At 65.9% G+C, this 23,797-nt stretch carries 23 protein-coding genes and 2 pseudogenes; 11 read left to right on the top strand and 14 right to left on the bottom strand.

What is annotated here, in order from left to right:
• The first annotated feature begins 16 nt into the window (after window positions 1–16).
• Window positions 17–688, top strand: coding sequence for a potassium channel family protein (locus MXA07_RS04345; RefSeq protein ID WP_247730827.1), 672 nt, complete (start codon window positions 17–19; stop codon window positions 686–688).
• Window positions 685–2,232: a TrkH family potassium uptake protein gene (locus tag MXA07_RS04340; RefSeq protein ID WP_247730826.1), complete on the top strand. Its 1,548-nt coding sequence runs from the start codon at window positions 685–687 to the stop codon at window positions 2,230–2,232. Before MXA07_RS04345 ends, MXA07_RS04340 begins: the two co-directional genes overlap by 4 nt.
• Here MXA07_RS04340 and MXA07_RS04335 read toward each other — a convergent pair.
• Window positions 2,223–2,588, bottom strand: coding sequence for a flavin reductase family protein (locus MXA07_RS04335; RefSeq protein WP_247730825.1), 366 nt, complete (start codon window positions 2,586–2,588; stop codon window positions 2,223–2,225). The genes MXA07_RS04340 and MXA07_RS04335 overlap by 10 nt on opposite strands.
• Window positions 2,589–3,027: 439 nt before the next feature.
• On the opposite strand from MXA07_RS04335, the gene MXA07_RS04330 reads away from it, so the two are divergent.
• Complete coding sequence (locus MXA07_RS04330) at window positions 3,028–3,282, top strand: hypothetical protein (RefSeq protein ID WP_247730824.1); 255 nt, start codon at window positions 3,028–3,030, stop codon at window positions 3,280–3,282.
• 68 nt (window positions 3,283–3,350) lie between these two features.
• Window positions 3,351–5,876 (top strand): DEAD/DEAH box helicase, encoded by a 2,526-nt coding sequence (locus MXA07_RS04325; protein WP_247730823.1) that lies wholly within the window; start codon window positions 3,351–3,353, stop codon window positions 5,874–5,876.
• Window positions 5,877–5,932: 56 nt separating this feature from the next.
• Here MXA07_RS04325 and MXA07_RS04320 read toward each other — a convergent pair whose 3' ends face one another.
• The 4 genes from MXA07_RS04320 to MXA07_RS04305 form a co-directional block, all read right to left on the bottom strand.
• The gene (locus tag MXA07_RS04320; RefSeq protein WP_247730822.1) at window positions 5,933–6,922 is read right to left on the bottom strand and encodes a glycosyl hydrolase; all 990 of its coding nucleotides are present in this window, start codon (window positions 6,920–6,922) and stop codon (window positions 5,933–5,935) included.
• Between the two features lie 106 nt (window positions 6,923–7,028).
• Entirely contained in the window at window positions 7,029–7,607 is a 579-nt protein-coding gene (locus MXA07_RS04315) for an NADPH-dependent FMN reductase (protein WP_247730821.1), read from the bottom strand.
• A 65-nt stretch (window positions 7,608–7,672) separates the two neighbouring features.
• Entirely contained in the window at window positions 7,673–8,635 is a 963-nt protein-coding gene (locus MXA07_RS04310; RefSeq protein ID WP_247730820.1) for an ATP-grasp domain-containing protein, read from the bottom strand.
• Between the two features lie 117 nt (window positions 8,636–8,752).
• Entirely contained in the window at window positions 8,753–9,157 is a 405-nt protein-coding gene (locus MXA07_RS04305) for a VOC family protein (protein WP_247730819.1), read from the bottom strand.
• A 161-nt stretch (window positions 9,158–9,318) separates the two neighbouring features.
• Here MXA07_RS04305 and MXA07_RS04300 point away from each other — a divergent pair, with 161 nt between their 5' ends.
• From MXA07_RS04300 to MXA07_RS04290, 3 genes and pseudogenes are all read left to right on the top strand, one after another.
• Entirely contained in the window at window positions 9,319–10,191 is an 873-nt protein-coding gene (locus MXA07_RS04300) for a transcription initiation factor IIB (RefSeq protein WP_247730818.1), read from the top strand.
• A gap of 57 nt (window positions 10,192–10,248) precedes the next feature.
• Window positions 10,249–10,620 (top strand): SHOCT domain-containing protein, encoded by a 372-nt coding sequence (locus MXA07_RS04295; protein ID WP_247730817.1) that lies wholly within the window; start codon window positions 10,249–10,251, stop codon window positions 10,618–10,620.
• 30 nt (window positions 10,621–10,650) lie between these two features.
• Window positions 10,651–10,848: pseudogene (locus MXA07_RS04290) on the top strand (IS6 family transposase); the annotation flags it as partial.
• A 78-nt stretch (window positions 10,849–10,926) separates the two neighbouring features.
• On the opposite strand, the gene MXA07_RS04285 reads toward MXA07_RS04290, so the two are convergent.
• From MXA07_RS04285 to MXA07_RS04275, 3 genes and pseudogenes are all read right to left on the bottom strand, one after another.
• On the bottom strand, window positions 10,927–11,412 hold the full coding sequence (locus tag MXA07_RS04285; RefSeq protein WP_247730816.1) for a hypothetical protein: 486 nt from the start codon (window positions 11,410–11,412) through the stop codon (window positions 10,927–10,929).
• A 435-nt stretch (window positions 11,413–11,847) separates the two neighbouring features.
• Window positions 11,848–12,519 (bottom strand): annotated as a pseudogene (locus MXA07_RS04280) (IS6 family transposase).
• Between the two features lie 284 nt (window positions 12,520–12,803).
• Complete coding sequence (locus MXA07_RS04275; RefSeq protein ID WP_247730815.1) at window positions 12,804–14,906, bottom strand: minichromosome maintenance protein MCM; 2,103 nt, start codon at window positions 14,904–14,906, stop codon at window positions 12,804–12,806.
• A gap of 252 nt (window positions 14,907–15,158) precedes the next feature.
• On the opposite strand from MXA07_RS04275, the gene MXA07_RS04270 reads away from it, so the two are divergent.
• Together MXA07_RS04270 and MXA07_RS04265 are read left to right on the top strand one after the other, a co-directional pair.
• Window positions 15,159–15,746: a conditioned medium-induced protein 4 gene (locus MXA07_RS04270; protein ID WP_247730814.1), complete on the top strand. Its 588-nt coding sequence runs from the start codon at window positions 15,159–15,161 to the stop codon at window positions 15,744–15,746.
• Window positions 15,747–15,795: 49 nt separating this feature from the next.
• On the top strand, window positions 15,796–16,467 hold the full coding sequence (locus MXA07_RS04265; protein ID WP_247730813.1) for a CRISPR-associated protein Cas4: 672 nt from the start codon (window positions 15,796–15,798) through the stop codon (window positions 16,465–16,467).
• Between the two features lie 30 nt (window positions 16,468–16,497).
• Here MXA07_RS04265 and MXA07_RS04260 read toward each other — a convergent pair whose 3' ends face one another.
• Genes MXA07_RS04260 through MXA07_RS04250 form a run of 3 tightly spaced genes read right to left on the bottom strand, consistent with a single transcriptional unit; the run spans window position 16,498 to window position 18,033 of the window.
• Window positions 16,498–17,082 (bottom strand): L-threonylcarbamoyladenylate synthase, encoded by a 585-nt coding sequence (locus tag MXA07_RS04260; protein ID WP_247730812.1) that lies wholly within the window; start codon window positions 17,080–17,082, stop codon window positions 16,498–16,500.
• A gap of 57 nt (window positions 17,083–17,139) precedes the next feature.
• Window positions 17,140–17,709 (bottom strand): redoxin domain-containing protein, encoded by a 570-nt coding sequence (locus MXA07_RS04255; protein ID WP_247730811.1) that lies wholly within the window; start codon window positions 17,707–17,709, stop codon window positions 17,140–17,142.
• Window positions 17,710–18,033, bottom strand: coding sequence for a glutaredoxin family protein (locus MXA07_RS04250; protein ID WP_247730810.1), 324 nt, complete (start codon window positions 18,031–18,033; stop codon window positions 17,710–17,712). It lies immediately after the preceding gene.
• Between the two features lie 219 nt (window positions 18,034–18,252).
• Between MXA07_RS04250 and MXA07_RS04245 the strand changes: the two genes are divergently transcribed.
• Window positions 18,253–19,632 (top strand): hemolysin family protein, encoded by a 1,380-nt coding sequence (locus MXA07_RS04245; RefSeq protein ID WP_247730809.1) that lies wholly within the window; start codon window positions 18,253–18,255, stop codon window positions 19,630–19,632.
• 82 nt (window positions 19,633–19,714) lie between these two features.
• Here the strand turns inward: MXA07_RS04245 and MXA07_RS04240 are convergent, their stop codons facing one another.
• The 3 genes from MXA07_RS04240 to MXA07_RS04230 all read right to left on the bottom strand — a co-directional run bounded on the left by MXA07_RS04240 (window position 19,715) and on the right by MXA07_RS04230 (window position 22,536).
• Window positions 19,715–20,368: a hypothetical protein gene (locus tag MXA07_RS04240; protein WP_247730808.1), complete on the bottom strand. Its 654-nt coding sequence runs from the start codon at window positions 20,366–20,368 to the stop codon at window positions 19,715–19,717.
• 79 nt (window positions 20,369–20,447) lie between these two features.
• The gene (locus MXA07_RS04235) at window positions 20,448–21,632 is read right to left on the bottom strand and encodes an inorganic phosphate transporter (protein ID WP_247730807.1); all 1,185 of its coding nucleotides are present in this window, start codon (window positions 21,630–21,632) and stop codon (window positions 20,448–20,450) included.
• A gap of 184 nt (window positions 21,633–21,816) precedes the next feature.
• A complete protein-coding gene (locus MXA07_RS04230) occupies window positions 21,817–22,536 on the bottom strand; it encodes a DUF5828 family protein (RefSeq protein ID WP_247730806.1) in 720 nt (239 codons plus the stop codon).
• 179 nt (window positions 22,537–22,715) lie between these two features.
• On the opposite strand from MXA07_RS04230, the gene upp reads away from it, so the two are divergent.
• Window positions 22,716–23,393, top strand: a complete 678-nt coding sequence (upp, locus tag MXA07_RS04225; RefSeq protein ID WP_247730805.1) for a uracil phosphoribosyltransferase — start codon at window positions 22,716–22,718, stop codon at window positions 23,391–23,393.
• The last annotated feature ends 404 nt before the right edge of the window (window positions 23,394–23,797 follow it).

Here is a 23,797-nt window from a genome sequence, read left to right as displayed (position 1 = left end):
GAGCTGGGAGGGGACCATGTATCTCATCGTCATCGGCGCCGGGGACATCGGCTCGCACCTGATCGGACGCGCGATTGAGGACGGGAACGACGTCGTCGTTATCGAACAGGACGAAGAACGAGCGAATCGAGCGTCGGCGGAGTACGATTGTCTCGTGCTGCACGACGACGCGAGAAACCACGACACGCTCAAAGATGCGGATATCGACCGCGCCGACGCCGTCATCTCCACGACGGACATCGACGCGACGAACATCATGGTCATGTTGCTCGCCGAAGAGCACGGCGTCCCGAACCTCGTGAGCGTCGTTCACGATCCCGACAACCTGCCCGTCTTCGAGAAGATCGGTGCGACGCTGATCGAGAACCCGCAGCATCTAATCGCGGACCACCTCTATCACTCCGTTCGGTACCCGAACGTCAGCGACTTCATCGAACTCGACCCGACCACCGAACTTATCGAGCTGACCGTCACCGAGGACGCACCGATGAGCGGCGTCCGTCTCAACACGGCCCTCGAGTCGGGAGCGCTCCCCGAAGGGGCGCTCGTGGTCGCACTCGAACGCAACGGGACGATCCAGGCGCCGAGCGGCGACACGAAAGTCCGGGCGGGCGACGAGGTGACGGTATTTACCGACGATGCGACGTTGGCCGATGCGGTGGCGGCGTTTACCGGCGAACATCCATGAGAGTCCACTATCGGACCGTCGGCCGTGATCTCGGCCGAATTTTGCAGGTCGTCTCGCTCATGCTGCTCGTTTCGATCGGCGTCGCCGGAATCAACGGCGAATTCTACGCGATGCCGACCTTCGCCATCTCCGCCGCCGCGGTCGGCGGCGTCGGTTTCGCGCTCACCCGGAAGTGTCGGGCGGCTCCGGACTCGGGAAAGCTCGAGGCGATGGTGACGGCGGCGACCGCGTGGGGTGCGGTCGGCCTGCTCGGCGGCCTTCCGTTCTGGCTCCTTGCGTGGACGATCACGGTGGATCCGTTTCCGGCGTGGGCAAACACGCCACCGATCGCCGACACGGTGGCCGTCTTCCGTCAGCCGCTGAACGGGGTCTTCGAGAGTACGAGCGGGTTCACCAGCACGGGTTTGACGATGGCATCGGTCGAGGGGGAACTCCCGCGATCGCTCCAGTGGTGGCGGTCGTTCACGGAGTGGATCGGCGGCGTCGGCGTCATCGTCCTCACCGTCGCGATTCTCGCTCGACCGGGCAGCGGATCGCTGACGCTGTACGAGAGCGAGGCACGGTCGAAGAAGATTCACCCGAGCGTCGTCTCGACGGTCACCGAGATCTGGAAGATTTACCTCGGGATCACGATCGCCGGCATTCTGCTCTTTATCCTGGCCGGAATGGGGCCCTGGGACGCGATCAATCACGCGATGACCGGAATTTCCACCGGCGGGTTCTCGGTTCACGCGGATTCGATCGGCCACTATGACAGCCCGCTCGTCGAGTACGCGGTCGTCCCGGTGATGGTCGCCGGGAGTATCGCGTTCCCGATCCACTACCTGATTCTCAAAGGTGAAGTGCGGAATTTCTACGCAGACATACAGACCCGGTGGGTGTTCATCTGGTTTACCGTCGGAACCATCGTACTGACGGCGCTTCTCTCGTCAACCGGTCAGTACGCCACGTTCGAAGAGACGTTCAGGATCGCGCTGTTCCAGTTCGTCTCCGCGACGTCGAATGCCGGCTTCGGGACGACGACGATCGGCGATGGAACCGAACAGGTCTGGTCAGCCGGGTCGACGTTGCTGCTCTGTCTCGGGATGCTCACCGGCGCGGCGGCAGGATCCACCGTCGGCGGTCTCAAACTCATCCGCGTCCTCATCCTGCTCAAGGGCACGGCGTGGCAGATCAGAAGCGTCTTCGTCCCAACGAGTGCAGTCCGACACCTCCGGCTGGGCAAACGGACGCTCGAACAGAATCAGGTCGAGAAGGAGTACACGGAGGCGGCGGTCGTGTTCGTCCTCTGGATCCTCTTTCTTATGGCTGGCGTTGCCGTATTTCTGTGGACGCTCCCATCGGCCTACCCCGTGGAGTACATTATCTTCGAGGTGATGAGCGCACAGAGCACCGTCGGCCTCGACGCGGGTATCACTGGACCCGCAATGCCGACCGCGGCGAAGACAATGTTGATTTTCAATATGTGGATCGGGAGGCTGGAAATTATCCCCGTTGCCGTGCTGTTGGGGGCCGTGTTACGGCGGCTCGATGGCTATACGTGACTCACGAGGCGCGCGACCCCGGCGAAGTCGAACCCGCTCTCGTCGGCCGAAAGCGACGCCGAGGTGGCGTCCATCTCCTCGACCAGCGCCTCGGTCGCGACGTTGACCGCGAACTCGCCCGTCTCGAGGACGTTTCGCGGCGTGTCCTTCAGCTCGTCGCGGTCGCCGGCCGGGACGCTGAACGAGACGACCGGTTCGGCCGAGGAGACGCAGTTGTACGCCGAGAAGGGCGCGAGATTGTCCACGCCGTCGGGACCGCGCGTCGAGATCCAGGCGATCGGTCGCGGCGAGACGGCCGTCTTGATGATACGTCCCCGTTCGCGCGGTGAGAGATCGGCGACGTCGTGGTCGGGCATCGTCGTGGGTAGCGCCCGCGGCTACAAAGCGGTTGGCGAGGCGGCGAACGAGCGTCCCGCGGCCGAATCGGTAGGGCCATCGTCGTAGCGCAGTATTGGAGGCGTCGGCCGCACGAAGCGACCTCCGCTACCCGGTACCCGACGTTAGTTTCACCTAATGACTAGTACTATATTACCCATCGAGTCAACTATCAGAACGGAAGCCACGCGCTCCGAGGGGTAGAAATGCCCCGGGTGCTGGGACACCCGAGACGTGGCTTCCAAGAACCCTTCCAGGGGTTTTGGTTGCCATGATTGCGTACACACCTCCGAGACAAAAAGGTCTCGCACGCTCGCGGTACGGAGAGTCGAATCGCTATCCGTCGTCGACTTCAGATTTCGGAAATCGGGAGCCGAGATCCACCGGACGGTCTTCGGGCCACTACCGCGGTGATCTCGGATGAAATCCGTCGAGCGAACGACCGGCGGTACGGGGGAGACGCCTCGAAACGGCACGTGCTACCGGTGTGGTCGCACCGTGGCGCCACCCGCACTCTTCAGAATCGACGTCGCACCGCCGGCCGCGCTCGTGGAGAAGTACGCGGACGCGGTGCGATACTGCTGCGAGGGGTGTGCGGCCGGGATGAATCTGTCCGACGTCTCCCGACGGTGGACGGCGAGCGCTCGCCGGGGAGCCGAACCGTCGGACGAATAACCACATTGGAAATCCACTTCCACCTCGCTATCTCAATCCTTAACCGAACCGGCGACGAAGTCCGGCCAATGGCAGCGACGGACGAGGAGGTCCCCTCCATCGAACATCCCCTGCTGGAGTCCGACTTCCTAGAGCGGCGACGCTACCAGCTCCAGCTTGCGGGGACCGCCGCCGACGACCACACGCTCGTCTGTCTCCCCACCGGGCTCGGCAAGACGACCGTGAGCCTGCTGGTGACCGCGCGGCGGCTCGACGAGGTCGGCGGCACCGCCCTGATGCTCGCGCCGACGAAGCCGCTCGTCCAGCAGCACGCCGACTTCTACCGCGAAGCCCTTCAGATTCCCGACGAGGAGATCGTCGTCTTCACGGGCGAAGTCAGTCCGGACGATCGGTCGGCGCTGTGGGCGGAGGCGACGGTCGTGATGGCCACGCCGCAGGTGATCGAGAACGACCTCGTCGGCGGGCGCATCTCGCTTTCCGATGTCACGCACCTCACCTTCGACGAGTGCCACCGCGCGACGGGCGAGTACGCCTACAACTACATCGCCGAGCGCTACCACGCCGACGCGGCGGATCCCCTCGTCACCGGCATGTCGGCCTCGCCGGGCGGCGACGAGGAGGCGATCCTCGAGGTCTGTGACAACCTCGGCCTGCGCGACGTCGCGGTGATGACCCGGGAGGACGCCGACGTCGAGGAATTCACCCACGACACCGACGTCGAGTGGGAGCGGATCGACCTTCCCGACGAGGTTCTGGAGATCCGCGACGCGCTGAACGAGGTGATCACCGACCGCCTGGAGAAGCTCAAAGAACTCGGCGTCGCCTCCTCCACCCAGCCCGACCAGTCCCAGAAGGACCTCAACGAGATGCGCGCGGAGCTGCAGAAGCTGATCAACAACGACCAGTCGGAAGGGTACAAAGGGATGTCCGCCCACGCGGAGGTGATGAAGCTCCGCCAGGCGGTGACGCTGGTCGAGACCCAGAGCGTGGAGGCGCTGCGGCGCTACTTCGAGCGCCAGCGCAACCAGGCGCGATCGTCGGGGGCGTCGAAGGCCAGTCAGCGCATGGTCTCGGATCCGCGCGTCCGCGAGGCGATGCGCAAGGCCGAGAACTTCGACGAACTCCACCCGAAGTACAGCAAGGCGCGGATGCTGCTCGCCGAAACCCTCGGTCTGGAGGACGGCGAGCGCGTCATCGTCTTCACCGAGTCGCGGGACACCGCGGAGGCGCTGACGGACTTCCTCTCGGAGAGCTTCGACGCGCGCCGGTTCGTCGGCCAGGGCGACCGCGAGGGCTCGGACGGCATGACCCAGACCGAACAGCAGGCCGTCCTCGAGGACTTCCGCGCCGGCGAGTTCGAGGTACTGGTCTCGACCTCGGTCGCCGAGGAGGGACTCGACGTTCCCGAGGTCGACCTCGTGCTCTTCTACGAACCCGTCCCCACGGCTATCCGGTCGATCCAGCGCAAGGGCCGGACGGGCCGCCAGTCGGAGGGGCGCGTCGTCGTGCTGATGGCCGAGGACACCCGCGACGAGGTCTACTTCTGGATCTCGCGACGCCGGGAGAAGGAGATGGAATCGGAGCTACGCCAGCTCAAGCGCATGGCCGACGACCTCGCCGACGAACTCGACGACGCCCAGCAGTCCCTGGCCGATTTCGACGCGAGCGAATCGGCGGAGCCGGGAGAAGCGGACGAGCCGGCCGGATCCGGATCGGAGAGCGCCGGGACGGCAGCGGACGGGGCCGGCGAGGGTGGGACCGCGACGGGCGGCGCGACGACGTCGGCGGAGGCCGCCGGCGCCGGTTCCAGTCGAAACGGAGGGGTCGGCGGACAGCCCGGGCTCCAGGATTTCGCCGGCGAAACCAGCGACGATGCCGACGACAACCCCTCCGTTTCGGGTGGAGACGAGACGGGCACCCCGGCGCCATCGGGCGATTCCGGCGCAATCGAAATCGTCGCCGATCAGCGGGAGATGGACGCCACCATCGCTCGCGACCTCTCGAAGCGCGAGGACGTGTCGGTTCGACTGGAGACGTTAGACGTCGGCGACTACGTCTGCTCGGACCGCGTCGTCGTCGAGCGCAAGTCGACGGCGGACTTCGTCGACTCGCTGGTCGGCGGGGAGCGGTCGGTCTTCGAGCAGGTCGGGGCGATGGCGCGCCACTACAGTCGACCGGTGGTCGTGATCGAGGGCGAGGGGCTCTACGAGCAACGGGATCTGCACCCGAACGCGATCCGCGGGGCCCTGTCGAGTCTCGCGGTCGACTTCGACGCGAGCGTGCTCCGCACCGAGAGCGAAGCCGACACGACGGACCTCCTGGAGGTCATCGCCGGCCGCGAACAGGAGGTCTCGGATCGGGAAATCTCCGTCCACGGCGAGAAACAGGACAAGACCCTCGGCGAACAGCAGGAGTACGTCGTCGCATCGATCGCCGAGATCGGGCCCGTGACGGCGCGTGCGCTCCTCGAGGAGTTCGGCACGGTCGAGGCCGTCATGACAGCGCGGAAGGACGACCTGCTCGGGGTCGAGGGCGTCGGGCCCGTCACCGCCGAGCGGATTCGCGAGGTCGTCGGCAGCGACTACGCGGGGTAAGGCGACCGTTCACTTCGTCGACGTCGTCTTCGCGGCCGCAGAACCGCAGCATGCTCTCACGCCGGATGGTCCGCGAGCGGGAGGTACCGCGCCAGCGCCGCGTCGGGCGTCGGAAGCTGCCCCGCGATCGACCAGTCGCCGGCTCGGCGAGCCAGCAGCGTCCCCTGGTGGGTGGCCGCCAGCAAGTCGCCGTCGACGACGCCCCAGCCGACGACCACCTCGTCAGCCGCGGGCGCGTCGATCGGCTCCAGCGAGTCGCTACCGTCGCGGGCGACGAACAGACCGTGACCGTCGTCTTCGTTCCACGAGGTGGAGGAACTCGGCGCGAGACCCGCGTAGACGGCGCCCTCGTGGACGATCGATTCGCGCGCGTAGCGCTGGGAGACGCCGGTATCCAGCCGGGTCCACGTCCGTCCGACGTCGGTCGAACGAAAGAGTCCGCTGCCCGTCGAGGCGACGATCGTCTCGGCGTCGGCCGGCGCGAGGTGGTGGACGTCGTCCGTGTGGGGAGCGTCGAAACCATCGATACGGCGGGCCGTCCAGGTCTCGCCGCCGTCTTCGCTGACGTGGACGCCGCCCACCTCGACCCCGGCGATCAGTCGGTTCGGCGCATCGGGGTGAGTTTCGAGGCTGCGGACCTGCGAGATGCCGTCGTGGCGCGGGATCCCCCAGTCCTCGCGCTCGGCGAGTCGGCGAAAGCCCGCGACCGGATCCCAGTCGGCCGCGTCGGTCGGCAGGCTCGAGTCGACGTCAGCGACGAAGCAACCGCTCGGGCGCGTGCCGGCGTAGAGCCGCCCGCCCGACGGCGAAACGGCGACGGCGTAGACTGCGTCCCGGGGAACCGGTAGTTCCGTCCACTCGCGGCCGTTCCAGGAGTGAACGAGGCCGGACTCCCCGGCCGCGAGCAGCCCCCGGCGTCCGTCGAAGGCGACCGATGCGAGCCGATACACCGACCCGGAGGCGAGAACGCGATCGGTCGCGACCGATGCTCCGTCGGCGATGCCGGTGATCCGATAGACGCCGTCCGTGCTTCCAGCGTACAACATACGACGGACTCGAACCGGACGCGGGGTAAACCTTCGCGGAACTGATATTTTGTAGCCCCGTTGACGGGAGTCCGGCCGACGGATAGGCCCCCAGGGAACCGACTGGTCATTCAGCCAGGGCGGCTTGCTCCCGGTCGGCCGCGCGTTCGGGAGCGGACTCGACGCCGGCGTACGCGACGAGTTCGGTGCCGAGTTCTCGGACGCGATCCGCGAGATCGGCGTCGAGTTCGCCGTCCGCCACGGCGCGTCCCGAGTTCGGAATCGCGACCTCGAGCGGCAGCGTCCAGGCGTGCAACGAGCGGGCGACCGCGCGCAGGTGGGAGAGCGCGGGCGTCGGGAAGTCGCCGCCGGCGACGCAGAGCAGCCCGACCGTCGCGCCCTCGAACTGGTCGATGCGACAGTAATCGAGCGCCGTCTTCAGCGCCGAGCTGAACGTACCGTGATACAGGGGCGTCCCGAGCAGAATGGCGTCGCCGGAACCGATCACGCGTCTGAGCCGATCGGCGTCACCGGCTTCGTGATGGTCCGAATCGTACGGCGGCAGGTCGTACTCGCGTAGATCAACCAGCGTCGTGTCCGCACCGGCCCCTTCGGCGGCCTCGAGCGCGACGCGCAGCGAGACGCGCGTCGCGCTGTCCTCGGCCAGGCTCCCGCAGATCGCGACGATGTGGGTCGTCCGTGCCATGATCGCGTACTCGTTCGTCCGCGTCGAATCCGCATATAGGCTCGCGGAAACCAGTTATTGTTGGATTACTTATTGTTCTGTCCCGGCGGCTCGGCGTCGAGCGAGTCGACGATCGTCGACGCGAGGCGATCGGCCACGCCGTCACCGTCCGCGAACGACAGGTAGGGTTCGATCAGTTCGAGTTCCAGCAGCACGGGGCCGTCGTCGCGCATCACGCAATCGACCCGGGCGTACGGGAGCGAGTGGGGTTCGATTCCGAGACGCCCCACCGCCGCACGGAGGACGTCCCTCGCCCAGCCGATCGTCGTGCTCGCCGGCGCGTACTCGGCTTCGGCGTCGAAATTCGCCTCGACGCCGAACGAGTCGGGCGTTCGAAGGTCGCGCCACGCGTGGCTGTACTCGCCGCCGAAGAAGACGAGCGACCGTTCGCCGTTCGCCACCTCGGGGAGGAACGCCTGGACGAGGGCACCCCGGCGTGAGAGACGCGGGCCGTCGTCGCCGTCAGATGCCGTCCTCCCGTGCTGACGGGCGCCGCGAAACCTGCGTTCGAAGCGACGCTGGTCGTCCGGCGCCGTCTCGCGCGTGGTCGTCCACGCCCCCGCCGCGCTGGTCCCGATCGTCGGCTTGACGATCGCCCGCTCCCAGCCGCTACGCTCGAGGATCGCGGCGAGGTCGCGTTCGCGCGTGTCTTCGACTAGGACGGACGGGACGACGGCGACGCCCGCCTCGGCGAGTTCGAGCAGGTAGGACTTGTGCATATTCCAGCGGACCACGTCTGGCGGGTTCCGGACCACGACGCCCGCCCGCTCGAGGTCGGAAAGCCAGTCGCGAAACCGCGACGGGTCGAGGTAGTACTTCCAGCAGGACCGTAACACGGCCGCGTCGTAGTGCGCCCAGTCGACCGTCGAATCCGACCAGCGGACGCTCGCCGCGTCGTACCCGCGGCGTTCGAGCGCGGCGAGCAGTCGCCGTCCGTCGTCCGTCAGATCCGGCGCGTCCTCGCCGGTGACGATGGCGATTCGCTCCATAGGCGACGCTGACCGCGAGCCGGTAAAAGCGCTCGCGGAAGTGTATTTGTGTTTCGCGACCGATACGATGACGGCCGGAAACCGGCGGATGGTCCCCTCGCGGCTCAGGGAGCCGCCTCAGTGGACCTTCAGCTCCACCCGACGGCCGTCCGGATCGCGGACGTACGCCGCCCAGGCTCGACCGTAGGCGCCGTATCGTTCGTACGGTTCGCCGTCCTCGACCTCGACGCCCGCCTCGCGAAGGTCCGCGAGGAACGCCTCGAGTTCCTCGCGCGAGTCGGTCTCGCTCGAGCGGAGCAGGAGACAGAGGTGTTCGCCGCCGACGTCGATCGCCTCGTCGGTCGGGACGAGGTGGACGTGGCGCCCGCCCGCCGCGACCGCGACGTAGGGGACCTCGCCGCTCTCGTACCGATCGCGATCGCGCACGGGCATGCCGAGTAAGCCGTGGTAGAATTCGAGCGCGCGGTCGAGATCGGCGACGCGAATCGCCGCGTGGTCCAGGTCGACGACGGCCCCGTTCATACCGAAGATTCGAACGTTGCGGGCAATAGCAATTCGGGTCGATAAATGTTCGTTCGAAGACACCACTAGCGACCGGTCCGACGTGACCGCCAGGATTAATTTATTGTAATCAAATATGTTCAACAACTTTATGCTGTAGCGACATCATCAGGAAATTAGTGATGGGAGACGGAGGTGACGGGTGGTGCTGCCCTGAGTGTGCCGGGCGGCTCCGCCCCTCGGGGACGGAACGGTTCTGTGAAGAGTGCGGACTCGTCGTCGACGGGGACCCGATCGACCGCGGCCCGGAGTGGCGCTCGTTCGAGGCGGAGACGCGGCGACGAACCGGCGCGCCGCTGACCAGATCGCGTCACGATCGCGGCCTCTCGACGGAGATCGGTTACCGGGCGGCGGGGCGGATCACCGGCCGGAAACGAACGCAACTATCGCGCATGCGACGGGAACACGCGCGAGCGAGGATTTCGACGACGGCGAAACAAAATCAGGTCAGCGGCTACACCGAAATCGGACGGCTCGTCGGCGACCTCTCGCTGCCAGGCGACGCCCGCGAGGAGGCCTGTCGACTCTTCGAGACCGCACAGACGGCGGGGCTCCTGCCGGGCCGATCGGTCGAGGGATTCGCCGCGGCCTGCGTCTACGCCACCGCGCGCTCGATCGACCTGCCGCGGACGATGACGGAAGTTCTCGACGAGGCGCGGGCCGAGGCGAGCGAACTCAAGACGGCCTACGCGGCGATGAACCGCGAACTCGGCCTGCCGACGGGCCCGATCGACCCGGCGACGTACCTGCCGCGGTTCGCCTCGGAACTCGATCTCGACGCCGACGTCGAGCGCCAGGCCAGGCGGTACCTCGCGACGCTCTCGGCGAACGACGCGATCGGGGCCAGCAACCCCGGCGGCGTCGCCGCGGCCTGTCTCTACCGGGCGGCAACCGAACGCGGCTGTGACGTGACGCAGGTCGAGGCCGGCGAGGTAGCCGGCGTCTCGCCGGTCACGATCAGGTCGACCGTGCGGCGGGTTCGCGAACTCGCCTGAGAAAGGGGGCGGCGTTGGACCACAACGGCTTTTTCGGTCCCGTCAGCAGTCAGTGGTATGGGCCGTTCGACGTCTGAGCTGCTCGGCGCGCTCGTCGCGGTGACGGCCGTCGCGACGCTTCCGCTCGGCATCCTCGCGACGCTCTTCATCGGCTGGCAACTCGGAACGGCCGTCTTCGTCCTCGGCTGGTTCCTCGTCGTGCCGACGCTCGCGATCCTGGCGGGAGTCATCGAGGACGACGAACGCGAGCGGGTGAGCGACCGCGACGCGGCCGCGAACGAATCCGATCCGCTCGAGACCCTGCGCGAACGCTACGCTCGCGGCGAGATCGGCGAGGCCGAATTCGAGCGCCGCGTCGACGAGTTGCTCGAGACGGACCCGGACGAACCCGAGTCGCGGGTCGGCGGTCGAGAGCGCGAGTACGAGTGAGTGCCCTCGCTCGCGAGAAGCTACATCTATCAACTCGACTACCACGAGGGAAACCACGTTGAGAAGTAGTTCCAGACCGCCTCTATGTGGATCGACCGCCTTCGCTCCTTCTGGCGGGGGAGTCCAGCCAGTGCACTCCGCTGGCTCAGATAGTTTCGACACCTCTATAACCCAGATCGACCGAATCAAGCGCCCAATGGCCGAACGCCGGCCGAGGAGGCGCTTAACTGTACAATGCCGTTTTCTATCTTTACACTCGAAATCGCCACCTCCTCACTTATTCAAATATCTATCTGAATACCACCCTCAAAGCCACTCATAATTAATGTCGTTTCTAGGATCTATATTCTTCCACATGCCAGAATCAGTATGCATAAGAATGATGTCCGAAACAACATCGCCAAAGTACCATATCTCGGTGGAAGGTCGAGTGTCACCCTCTTCATATGTGAGATCCCACATCCTTCCATAACCCGAAACAAGTTCAATCTGTCCCAAAGAGTTTGTGTCATAGAAACCATCATCACCGCCTGAGTTTATCCCGTTTTGAAATGACGCTGACTGTTCTGGCGCATTATATGGATCAAGATCAATAGTGAATTTTAAATGAGCCCATTCTGGGGGCCAGTCGTCACACTTTCGATGTATCCATCCAAATCCATGGTCCTCACAATATGAATTAGCCGACCCAATAGCTGACGCCGTCGTTCCAATAGAACCGGCCGCAGCCAACAATGTACTTTTTCGAAGAAGCGATCGACGCGACAAGCCATCTTTATGGTCTCTAACCATACCCAACAATCATCGGAAGGTGGTATAAATATTTCGATCTAGATTTATCTAATGTATAGTTAATAGAATAATATAGATATATACTACACAATAATATAATTGGAACCTGGCACTGCTAACAGCTCTTTTGATGAATGGTAGAGGGGCAGGAACTATACATTTCGTCCCTAACGAACACCCATACCGAGGTTAAGAGAAAAGAGGTGGCATAAAAAAGGATAACCTCCGGCAGTATTAGTGGTGTCTCACACAGGAGATCAAGCGGTTCGCGGTAACACTTCTGCAAGAATATCCGCAGACATAGCAGCGAAAAGACGACGTAGTTGCCGAACCCGTCACCTTGTGAACAGTGGGTCCACCTTGTTAACCAACGCTATTTCGAACCATCGTCATCACTTATCAAGTAATGCGGTAAATTTTGGTCAAGGTCACCGTCTAGTTTAACACCTCCGCTGGCCGCTGGTCGTCGAGCGATTGTTGCGGTCGTTGTATGTTATAGTGGACAAACTGTTCAAGGCACTCTCTGATGCTGGTCCGACTACCCACCCACGAATTATGGAAGCGGTCAACGCGCATTTTCAGCGTATGGAACCGCTTTTCGATCAGGTTTTGCTCGGCGTAGTCGAGCCGACTGCTCAATCCTAATCGAGCGAGGGCAGTCAGATACCCGTATCAATCGACGAGAAACCGTGCTTGGGAGAGATCGTGTTTCTCAGTTAATCGATGCAGGAACGCAGCAGCTGGATCGGTGCCACGTCGTCCGAACAACGCGACATCGAGAATCAGCCGCGAGTCGAGGTCGATTGCAGCGTATACCAAGACCAGTCGCCGTTAATCTTGACAGCGGTCTCGTCGACCGCGACCCGCCGACGGCGTCGCCGTCGGCGGGTCTGGCACGCTGTCAGCCAGCCGATGCACCCAGTGCCAGATTGCCTGGTAAGGTCGTCCTACGCCGATCAAACGGAGAATTGGTTGTGTTTCTCTGAGTGAACAACCGGTCGCTTGGAGCCGGACGGCGAACATCCTGACGGGCGTCGCCGTCCGCTCTCGCTCCCAACATTCATCAAATTCCGCCGCGTAACTCTTGCTGATCAGGTCTGCGAGCATTGTTCCAACTCAACTCTAGACCTGCTCACTTCTCAAACCACCCTAACTAGACGGTGCCAGGTCAAGAATTATCCAGAATTTCCCGCTTCAATTCGCTTAGTTCAAACTGATAAAGCCACCCCTTTCCGGTGATCAGCAGAGAAATATCCCCACATATAAAATACTGACAGGATATTATAATTATTATAACGGTTACAATGGGAAACGAATTCTTCTCCCCTAGCATTCACAGGCACCGCAATTAATTATCCACAGGACACCAATTTCGAACCAAAATACACAACCTAAGTAGTCCGCAAGTGATCCGTCTTCGGTTCGTAGACCTCGCCCTTCTGTTTGAGCTTCTCGATCTCGTGTTCGGCTTTCGACTCGTCCATGCCGATCTCGCCGGCGCGTTCGAGGACGACATCGGTCGGCGCGCCCTCGTCGTACTCCTCCTCGACGTCGGCGATGAGCGCCTTGATGTTCTTGATGCGGTCGCGCTGGGACTTCGAGGTGCCGGCCTCGACGATGTCGGCGTCGAACTCGCCCGTCTCCGGGTCGACGCCGATGTCCTGGAGGCAGGCGCGCGTGATCTCGATGATACGCTCTGCGTCCTCGCGACTGACGGTATCGGAGAGGCGGATGCGGGCGCTGGCTTCCGCCAGGCGCACTAATGCTTCGAGCTGACGGGCGGTGACCGGGACCGGTGCGTCCTCGTCGACGCCCTTCGAACGCAGGTCGACGTAGAAGTCCTGGATCGCCTCGCGGGCGTCTTCCGTCATCCGCGGGTGGCAGTTCTGCTTGGCGTAGGCGACGTACTTCCGGAGGAGGTCGGCGTCGATCGCCGGGTCCACGGTCTCGGTCATCTCCTCGATCTCGTCGGTGGTGACGTCGTGCGAGGTCATCTCCTCGCGCTGGGTGGTCAGCTCGCCGGCGTAATTCGTCCGCAGGATGTGCTCTGCGAGGTTGGCGTCCTTCTCCTCGTCGGGCTGGTCCGTGACCGTGAAGATGAGGTCGAATCGCGAGATGAGGGCCGGTTCGAGGTCGATCTGCTCGCCGATGGGTTCGTACTGGTCGAAGCGACCGTACTTCGGGTTCGCCGCGCCCAGCAGCGAACAGCGAGACTTGAGAGTCGCGTTGATGCCGGCCTTGGACACCGAAATCTTCTGCTGCTCGAGCGCTTCGTGCATGGCCGAGCGATCGTCCGGCGCCATCTTGTCGAGCTCGTCGACGGCGGCGATCCCCTGGTCGGCGAGGACGAGGGCACCGGCTTCGAGCGACCACTGCTGGCCGTCGCCGAAGTCGTCCCTCACAGCAGCAGCGGTAAGCCCAGCGCTACTGCTGCCCTTCCCGGAGGTGTAGACCGACCGGGGCGCGATATTTTGTATATATGATAAGAGCTGCGATTTACCCGTACCGGGATCACCGATCAGCAACATGTGGAGGTCACCGCGGATCCGGGAGCCGTCGGGGAGGTGCTTGGTGACGCCGGAGAAGAGCTGGAGCATCATCGAGAGCTTCTCCTGCTCGTAGCCGTAGATCGAGGGGGCGATGGAGTCGACCATCCGCTCGTAGATGTCCTCGCGCTCGGAGAGGCGGACGATCTCGGCCTTGTCGTCCTCGGTGATGTCCATGTCCTCGAACTGTTCCTCGTCGATCTCGACGGAGACGCCCTCCATGTAGAAGTCGAAGACGGGCGACTTCTCCTGGTCGGTGCCCTGCTGTTCGAGCCGGAGGACGCCCGTCGCGGAGACGTGATCGCCCGGCGTGACCTCGCCGGTGATGTCGTCCTCGATGTGGATGTCGATCGCCTGCGGCGTCTCGCCGCCGCGCAGGCCCTCGGGACTCTCCTGAATGCGCAGCTTCTGGGAGTCGACGAACTCCGACTGGTCGAAATTGACCTGGAAGGGACCCTGTCGCTCGCAGCCCTGACACTCGTGGGGCTCCTGGAAGTCGCTCGTCGACTGCGGGATGCGCGTGAGGGTGCCACAGAGCTGGCACTCGAAGGCGGCCTCCTCGACCTTCGGGCGGACGTCCGTCGCCTTGCGAACGATGCCGCGAACCTCGACGAGGCGGTTCATGTGCTCGGCGCGGATCTCGCGGATCTCGGGCGACTCCGTCTCCGGGAGGTTGCGAATCCTGACGTGCGCGCGCCCGAGGCTGACGTCGATCGGGAGGTCGTAGAGCCGCAGCGCCTCCTCGGCGTAGCGCTGGAGCTGTTCGGGCTGGGCCAGGTAGTCGTCGGCCAGATCCGGGTCGTAGCGATAGAGATCGTCCCAGTCGACCGCGAGCGAGCGCTGTTCCGTCGGATAGCGCTGGGCGAGTTCCTTGATCGCCCCGTCGTAGTAGTCGCGGAAGAACCGATCGAACGAGTCGATGAGTTCTTCGTTCCCCGCTTGCGCCATTGCACTCGCCTAGGGCGGTCATCCCGTATAAACCCGCGTACATCCGAGTGGTACTAGAGCGCCGCACTGTCAGCGCCGGTGACGGAGACGGGCGTTCGGTACGCCACCAGACCCGCAGTCTCCCGATCGATCGCCCGATGGACTGGGCCCGGTGGCCGACTCGGGCCGACTGCCGAGCAGGCGTGTGACCGCGTCCCGACCGCCGCCACCTGGCAACAGCCTTAAATACCCGCCCGTCGGGAGTACCCACGCATGGACGAGAAGACGGAGGAATTGCGCGATATCTTCACGAGCGTGACCGACGAGGAGACGGTCACCGAGTCCCAGGAGGACGAGCGCGGGTCGCTCGACCAGGACGATCGGACGGTCGAAGAGCGCGTCGAGGGCGTCGTCGAACAGATGCAGGACCGATACGGATTCGAGACGTCGCTCTCGACGTCGGAGCTGGTCGCCGTCGCCTACGAGTTCTACGAGGGACACTCGGACGCGGCGATCGCCGACGAACTCGGCGTCGACGCGACCGACGTGTTCCAGGCGCGCATGGCCTTGCACCTGATCGACGAGGACGAGGTCCCCGAGATCGATCTCGGCGCGCTACGGGAGCGCGAGGCTGACGAGGCAACGCTGGCGACGGAGTACGACGTCTCCGTCGACGAGATCGAACGCTATCGCGCCATCGCGGCGGCGCAGGCCGAATCGCGCGCGGCGAACGACCGCTACCGCGACGAGTTCGACAGCCTGCTGGCCGACGCCGACCTCACCACGCGCATGGCCGCCGACGCCCGCGAGGACGGCCTCGAGGACGCGACCGAGGGGATGGAGACCGACGTCTCGTTCTGACGCTCTTCTCGTTCGAAGGTTTATATACTAACGGCGGGCGAGAGGCCCCGTGTCACTCGTCACGTTCAGCGAGTTACGGTCGGCCGCGTACTGTCCTCGCCAGTGTTACTACGATCGCGTCGCCGACGGCCGGGAACCGCCGCCGCGCGTCGAGCGGATCCGCGAGCTGGCCTTCCGGTACGCGGACTCCCTCACCGCCGATCACGAATCGCTCGCGTCGGCGCCGATCGCGGTCGATCCGGCGACCTACCAGGCGCGGCTCAACCGCGCGCGGACGACGAACGACCGGTGGGACGACCTCTGTTCGCCCGCCGACCGCGAGGTCCTCGTCGCGGGGCGGGACTGTCGCGGCATCGTCGACAAGGTGCTCGATTCGCCGCTCGAACCCGCCGTCGTCGCGACCGGCGCGCCGCCCGACCGCGGCGTCTGGGAGACCCACTCGGTCACGGCCGTCGCCGCCGCGAAGGCGCTGGCCTGGGCCAACGGGGAGCCGGTCGAGACGGCCACCGTGGAGTACCCGGCCCACGGCGTCGTCCGACGGATCGACCTGACGACGCGACGAAAAGCCGCCTACCGCCGCACGCTTCGTACGGTCCGTGAGATCGACGGTCCGCCGCCGCGGATCGACGACCGTTCGAAGTGCGAGACCTGCACCTACGCGCCCCGGTGCGGTGTCCGGACGCGAACCCTTCGCTCGCGGCTTGAGCGTCGTCGCGGATAACCGACCGTCGCTTCGACGCGAGCCCCCGACTCAGTTCGCCGCGAGCCAGCGTTCGATCCGCTCGGCGTCCGCGCCGCGGCGGTGAATCGTCTCCGTCGAGACGTCGACGACGGTGCTCTCGGTGCCGCCGGTCTCGCCGCCGTCGAGGACGACCGCGGCCGCCTCGCGGATCGCGGGGTCGACGTCCCTCGCCGTCCGGGCGCTCGGATTGCCGCTGACGTTCGCGCTGGTCGCCGTGATCGGGCGCTCGGCCCGCTCGCAGAGTCGCAACGCGAGCGGGTGATCCGGGACGCGAACGCCGACGCGCTCGCGACCGGACGTCAACACGTCCGGGACGCTATCGCGGCGGCGACAGAGTACCGTGACGGGGCCCGGCAGGAACGTCGCCATGAATCGGCGTTCCCGGTCGCTCGCGTGGACGTGTTCGAGCGCGGCGGGCACCGACGGCACCGCGAGCGAGATCGGGTTCGAGCGGTCGCGGCCCTTCGCCTCGAAGACGCGCTCGACCGCCGCCGGATTCGTCGCGTCCGCGCCGAGGCCGTAGACGGTTTCGGTCGGGTAGACGACCAGCTCGCCGTCGGCGACGGCCTCGGCCGCCTCGCGGATCGCACTCATACTCGATAGTGGGGAATCGGGGAGAAAAAACGTAGCGTTCGAATCGGTCGGGATCGGTTACAGATCGTCGATCGCGGCTTCGACGTCGTCGTACGGCGGCGTGTCGGGCCACTCCTCGGCCACCCAGGCGTACTCGATCGTCCGCTCGTCGTCGAGAACGAAGATCGCCGGCCGGGGTTCCGCGATGGCCGCCATGCCGTCGAGGTCGTGGACGACGCCGTAGGCCTCGGCAACCTCGTTCGCGGGATCCGAGAAGACGCCGTAGGGCAACTCGTTCTCGTCGAGAAAGCGGACGAGTTCGTACGGACTCGAGATGGAGACGGCGACGACGGTCGCCGCGTCGGACCCGGGATCGGTCGCGGCGACGGCATCGTCGGCGTCGGCGCCGTGGACGGGATCCGCGATCCCGACGCCGCGATCGCGAAGCTCGGTCAGCGTGTACTTCGCGAGGAAGGCGCCGGCCATCGTCGTGAAGACCAGGACGGTGGGACCGTCGTCGGCGATCGACGCGAGCGAGCGGTCGGCCCACTCCTCGGCGGTCGCGAGCGGGCGGGTGAAGTCGGGCGCCGTCTCGCCGACGGCGACGTGATCGGTCGGGCCGAGGTCGACGACGTCGAAGTCGACCACTCAGTCTTCACCTCCGGCCGCGACGGCTGACACCTCGTCGGTCGCCGACTCCCCGTAGGTCGTCTCCAGGTACGAGACGATGTTCGCGCTCTCGGCCATCGTCACCCCGGTCCGCTCGTCGACGACGACGGGGACCGTTCGGGTGCCGGCGACGCGTTTGACGGCGTTTCGTCGGGAGTGAAGCGGTTCGACGAAGCGGGAGTGGTACGCGAGGTCCAGCTCGTCGAGGACTCTGACGACGCGCTCGCAGTACGGACAGCCCTGGAGCCGGTAGAGCGTTATCGACGGGGTTTCGGTGGTCGAGGCAATCGCGTCGGACGACATGGAACCCCCTACGGACCGAAGCGCCGAAAACGGCCCGGTTGCGGCACCGGTCGCCGGGAGGGGACGTTCGCGGTCGCGGGTGCCGGGACGACCGAACGCTCGGCTCGCCGGGGCCCTCAATCCGGTCTAATCGGAATGTACGGCGGCCTCGTCGGGTGAGACGGTTGGTTTCCGACATGGCAAACGTTAATCCGGGCGAGTACAAACGTCAGCCAGTCAATGGTGCACTCGACGATGACTGGCTGGGTCCTCGCCGCCTACGAGATCCCGTTCACCGGCATCAGGCTCGCACAATCGACGGTGACGATCCTCGGGAGCGTCGCCATCGTCATCCTGTTACTGCTCTCTGCCTTTTTCTCCTCCTCGGAGATCGCGCTGTTCTCGCTGCCGAAACACCGGATCGACGGGCTCGTCGAGGAGGGCGTCCCGGGAGCGGATCGGGTCAAGACGCTCAAGCAGGACCCGCACCGACTGCTCGTGACGATCCTCGTCGGAAACAACATCGTCAACATCGCGATGTCGTCGATCGCGACGGCGGTGCTGTCGCTTCACTTCGGCGGGCTGGTCGGTGTCTTCATGGCGACGTTCGGAATCACGGCCATCGTCTTGCTGTTCGGCGAGAGCGCGCCGAAGTCCTACGCGGTCGAGAACACCGAGTCGTGGTCGATCCGCGTCGCCGGCCCGCTCAAAGCCTCGGAGTACCTCCTGTTGCCGCTGGTCGTCCTGTTCGACTACCTCACCCGCCAGGTCAACCGGCTGACCGGCTCCTCCGGCCAGATCGAGTCGCCCTACGTCACGCGCGACGAGATCCAGGAGATGATCGAGTCGGGCGAGCGCGAGGGCGTCCTCGAGGAGGAGGAACACGAGATGCTCCAGCGGATCTTCCGCTTCAACAACACCATCGTCAAGGAGGTGATGACCCCGCGCCTCGACGTGACCGCCGTCGCCGTCGACGAGAGCGTCGACGAGGCGATCGAGACCTGCATCCAGAGCGGGCACGCCCGCATCCCCGTCTACGAGAACAGCCTCGACAACATCCTCGGCGTCGTCAACATCCGCGACCTGGTCCGCGATCGAAACTACGGCGAGACCGAAGACGGCGACCTGGAGATCGACGACGTCATCCAGCCGACGCTGCACGTGCCCGAGTCGAAGAACGTCGACGAACTGCTGGCCGAGATGCGGGAGAACCGCATGCACATGGCCATCGTCATCGACGAATTCGGCACCACCGAGGGACTCGTGACGATGGAGGACATGGTCGAGGAGATCGTCGGCGAGATCCTGGAGGGCGGCGAGGACGAACCCATCGAGACGATCGACGAGCGGACGATGGTCGTCCGCGGCGAGGTGAACATCGAAGACGTCAACGAGGCCCTCGACATCGACCTGCCCGAGGGGGAGGAGTTCGAGACCATCGCCGGCTTCATCTTCAACCGCGCCGGTCGCCTCGTCGAGGAGGGCGAATCGATTCACTTCGACGGCATCGAGATCCGGGTCGAACGCGTCGAGAACACCCGCATCATGAAAGCGAGACTCGAAAAGCCGGAGCCGAGCGAAGCCGAGGAGCCGCCGCAGGCGGAGAAGATCGAGGAGTGAGAACCACGGCCCGTTTCGTGTCGGGCGACTTGCAGCGGGTCCGCGACACCGTCCTGACCGGCGGTACGTCCCGTCGGTGGCTTCAGCCGGCGAGCGTCGCCTCGAGCTCGCGCGCGACGGCCGAGGGGAGGATCAGTCGGCGCGGACCGGGGACGTACTCCCCGTCGGGCGTCCGGTACCGGAGTCGGGTGTAGGCCGAGGCGCCCAGGTGACGCGCCGAGACCGACTCGAGGTCGTCGAGGTCGATCGCCTCTTCGGGATCGTAGAGGTAGATGACCTCCGCCTCGCGATCGTAGATGCCGGTCGAGCGCAGGAAGATCGCGAGCACCAGCAGGCCGAGTCCGATCGGGATCGTCGCGGCGGCGAGCAGCTCGCCGACGCTCCCCTCGACGTAGGTATCGAGCCCGAAGATCACGGCCCCCATCGCGACGGCGCCGACGGCCGCGTCGACGCCGCGGTGAAACTGCACGGACGGGCCGCCATCGCTGCCCGCCGACGCCCGACGGGTCCGGACGAACGCGCCCGCGAGGACGGCCCCGCCGACGACGAACAGGAGGCCGATGACGGCCTTTTGGCCGCCGATCTGGGTGGCGAGACCGAAGACCCGGCCGAAGACGACGAGCGAGATCGCCGCCAGCAGCGAGCCGACGCCGAGGGCCCAGGGGAGCCGGATCGCGAGCGAGGTGTCGGCGTCACGGTGCCACTCGACGCGCGAGGAGTCGGTCATGTACGCCATCGTCGGCGGTCGAACCAATTAGGCCGTTCGATATCGACGGCCCCAGTCGCGCCGAACCGAACCAGCCTCGCCACCGGACTCATCCCAGGAGCGCCTGCACCGCGGTGAAACCGACGAAGCTGGCGACGAAGGCGACGACGAAGGAGCCGATCCAGGCGAGGACGGTGTAGCCCATCTTGCGGCCGCTGACCCCGCCGGAACTCGCCGCGTAGCCGCTACCGATGATCGAGCTGACGACGATCTCGTTGAACGAGACGGGGATGCCGAAGAGGACGGCGGCCTGCGCGAGGGCGAAGGACGGGATGAGCGCCGCGATCGAGCGGCGGGGGCCGAGCGAGGAGTAATCCTGCGAGATCGCCTTGATCATCCGCGGCGCGCCGGTCCAGGAGCCGACGAGCAGTCCGACGCCGCCGCCGACGAGCAGGGCCGCGAGCGGAACCCCGACGTTTTCGCCGAGGGGGACGAGCGGACCGACCGCCAGGCCGACCTGGCTGCCGCCGGCCGAGAACGCGACGAGCCCGCCCATCACGAGGAGGAAGCGACGCTCGGTGCGGAGGGGTGCGCCGCGCATCCCGACCGCCGTGGGACCGATCCAGCCCAGCACGACCAGCGCGGTGACGGCCGCCGACCCGGCGAGGGCCGGACCCGGAAGGAACGCGGCGCCCGCCGCGGCGATCGAGGCGCTCCCGTCCCCGCTGGCCAGGATTGCGAACTCGATGTTCGCGACGACGACGCCGACGAGGCCCGCCAGGCCGATCACGATGACCCGCTCGGGTAGCGGTTCGTCGCGCAGCGCGCGAGCGATCAGGTAGGCGACGAACCCGCCGACGAACGGCGTCAGCGTCCACATGGTGGCGATCTCGCCGTACTTCGCCCACGCGGGATCGCCCCCGAGGGCGAGCCCGACGCCGATGACGGCGCCCGTCGACGTGAACGCCGTCGCGATCGGGTAGCCCGCGAAGACGCCGGTCGCCACGAGCACCGCGGCGATCGAGAGCGCGAGGGTGGCCGCGCCGGGCGTCAGCGAGACGTTCGCGATGAGCTCTCTGCCCATCGCCTGGGAGACGTTCTGGCCCTGGAGCAAGGCGCCGGCCAGGCCGAGGAGGCCGACGAGAAAGCCCGCCCGCATCACCGAGATCGCGTTGGCGCCGACGGCCGGGGCGAACGGCGTCGACCCGCTGGAGCCGGCGCCGATCGACCACGCCATGAAGAGACTCGCCCCGGCGGCGACGACGAAGGTCGCGAGCGTCGCGATCTCGACCATTTACCGGGCCGTACTGGCGGTGAGTACAAGTGCCTGCCGACCGCCGCCCGTTCCAGTCCAGTCCCCGGTGGCGGTCGTCGCCGACGGCGGGTCGACACCGAGGCGCGACACCGGGTCGGTCGTCGCGGCGGGGCCGGCGATCAGCCCGGTCGGCGAGGCGAAACGCGCGGCGACGAGGAGGTCGCTACGTCGTCGTCGACTTCGAGGGATCTTCGGGCTCCGGCGGCGGTTCGGCGCCCTCGATCGCCTCCGCGGCCGCGGTGTCCTTCTCCGTCTCGACGTGCCAGCGGTCGATCTCGTCGTCGAGGTCGGCCAGCGTCTCGGAGACGCGCGCTTTGAGGTCGTCGTCGTTGACGTTGACCTCGAAGGTGAACTCGTCGGCGCCGTTGGCCCCGCCGGATTGCTGGACGTTCGCGCTGACGAGTTCGTTGTCGAAGTAGTAGGGCGCGAGCTGGGTCATCACGCGCTGGTAGACAGTGTCCTCGACGCGCCGGATCGCCTTGCGGCTCGCCGAGTCGGCCGCGCGCGCCACGTAATCGATCGACTCGCGCCAGTTGGTGACGGCCTCGTCGGCGTCGTCCGATTCGAGCGCCGCGTAGGACTCCGAGAGCTTCTCGCCGGCGGTCTTGATATCTTCGTCCGGTCCTTTCCCCGCCTTCTCTCCCTTGCCCTCGTTGAGGCGGGCCTGCTCGGCCGTCTTCTCGTTGACGTCGGTTTCGAGTCGTTCGTGGGACTTCGGGCGCCAGTCGTCCCACTCCTCGAAGTGTTCGGCGTATTGCTCGCCGGCCTCGGTCGTTGGGTCGTGAGCGCCTGCGTCTCGCAGGGCCGCGGTTATCCGTTCGCCGTGCTCGACGACCGTGCTCCAGTCGCCGCGGACCTTGAACCCGGAGATACTCTCTTCCATCCGACTGGCCCGGTCCTAAGCGGGCCGGGGTTATAAACTTCCTCGCCGGAGCCCGCCGGGCGAAATCGATCGGACCGGGTCCGCGTATCACGCGTGAGCGGACAGTGGCCGCGACGATCGAGCCGACGTTGCGAGGAATCGATAGCTTATACAGCGACGCGCCGGAAGGGGAAGTCGAGATGGCGATCGAAGATCGCGGCGACGCGTACCTCGTCACGCACGCGCTGGCCAGGGATACGCTCTCTCGGCTCCGGTCGGTCGAGACGGAACAGGTGAGCTTCAGGAAGGGGCTCGTCAAACTCGGACGCATCTGCGGCTACGAGATCATCGACGGGCGCATGGAGACCGAGTACGTCGAGATCGAGACGCCGCTCGAGGCCACGATGGGCGAGCGCGTCAAGGGGCTCGAGGACGTCGTCATCGTCAACGTGTTGCGCGCGGCGACGCCGTTCGTCGAGGGGCTGTTGAAGGCGTTTCCGCGCGCCCGGCAGGGCGTCATCAGCGCCAGCCGGGACGAGGCGGGTGGCCGAACCGACGACGGCTCGTTCCCGATCACGGTCGACTACGTCAAACTCCCCGAGATCCGCGAGGAAGATACGGTGATCGTCGCGGACCCGATGCTCGCGACGGGGTCGACGATGAACGCCGTCCTCGACCGCGTCGTCGACAGCGCCCCGAACCCGGAACACCTCATCGTGCTCTCGGCCGTCTCCGCGCCGGAGGGGCTCCTCCGCGTCGGCGAGGCGTTCCCCGAGGCCGATCTCCTCACCGTCTCGATCGACGACCACCTCGACGAGGACGGCTACATCGTCCCCGGCCTGGGCGACGCGGGGGATCGGGCGTTCCGGACGACGTGAGCGAGGCGCGAACGGAGTAAGCGCCTCGGAATGCCGAGCGGAGAACGCAGTGACCCGCGAGGAGCGCGGTTCGGAGCGAACGAAGTGGGCGAGAACCGCGGGAGACCGAGCGGCGGAGCCGCGAGGAGCGCGGTTCGGAGCGAACGAAGTGGGCGAGAACCGCGGGAGACCGAGCGGCGGAGCCGCGAGGAGCGCGGTTCGGAGCGAACGAAGTGGGCGAGAACCGCGGGAGACCGAGCGGCGGAGCCGCGAGGAGCGCGGTTCGGAGCGAACGAAGTGGGCGAGAACCGCGGGAGACCGAGCGGCGGAGCCGCGAGGAGCGCGGTTCGGAGCGAACGAAGTGGGCGAGAACCGCGGGAGACCGAGCGGCGGAGCCGCGAGGAGCGCGGTTCGGAGCGAACGAA

Source organism: Halovivax limisalsi (genome assembly GCF_023093535.1).
GTDB classification, from domain to species: domain Archaea; phylum Halobacteriota; class Halobacteria; order Halobacteriales; family Natrialbaceae; genus Halovivax; species Halovivax limisalsi.
Note: the sequence above shows the minus strand (reverse complement) of the source record. Positions and strands in the feature narration are given on the sequence as shown.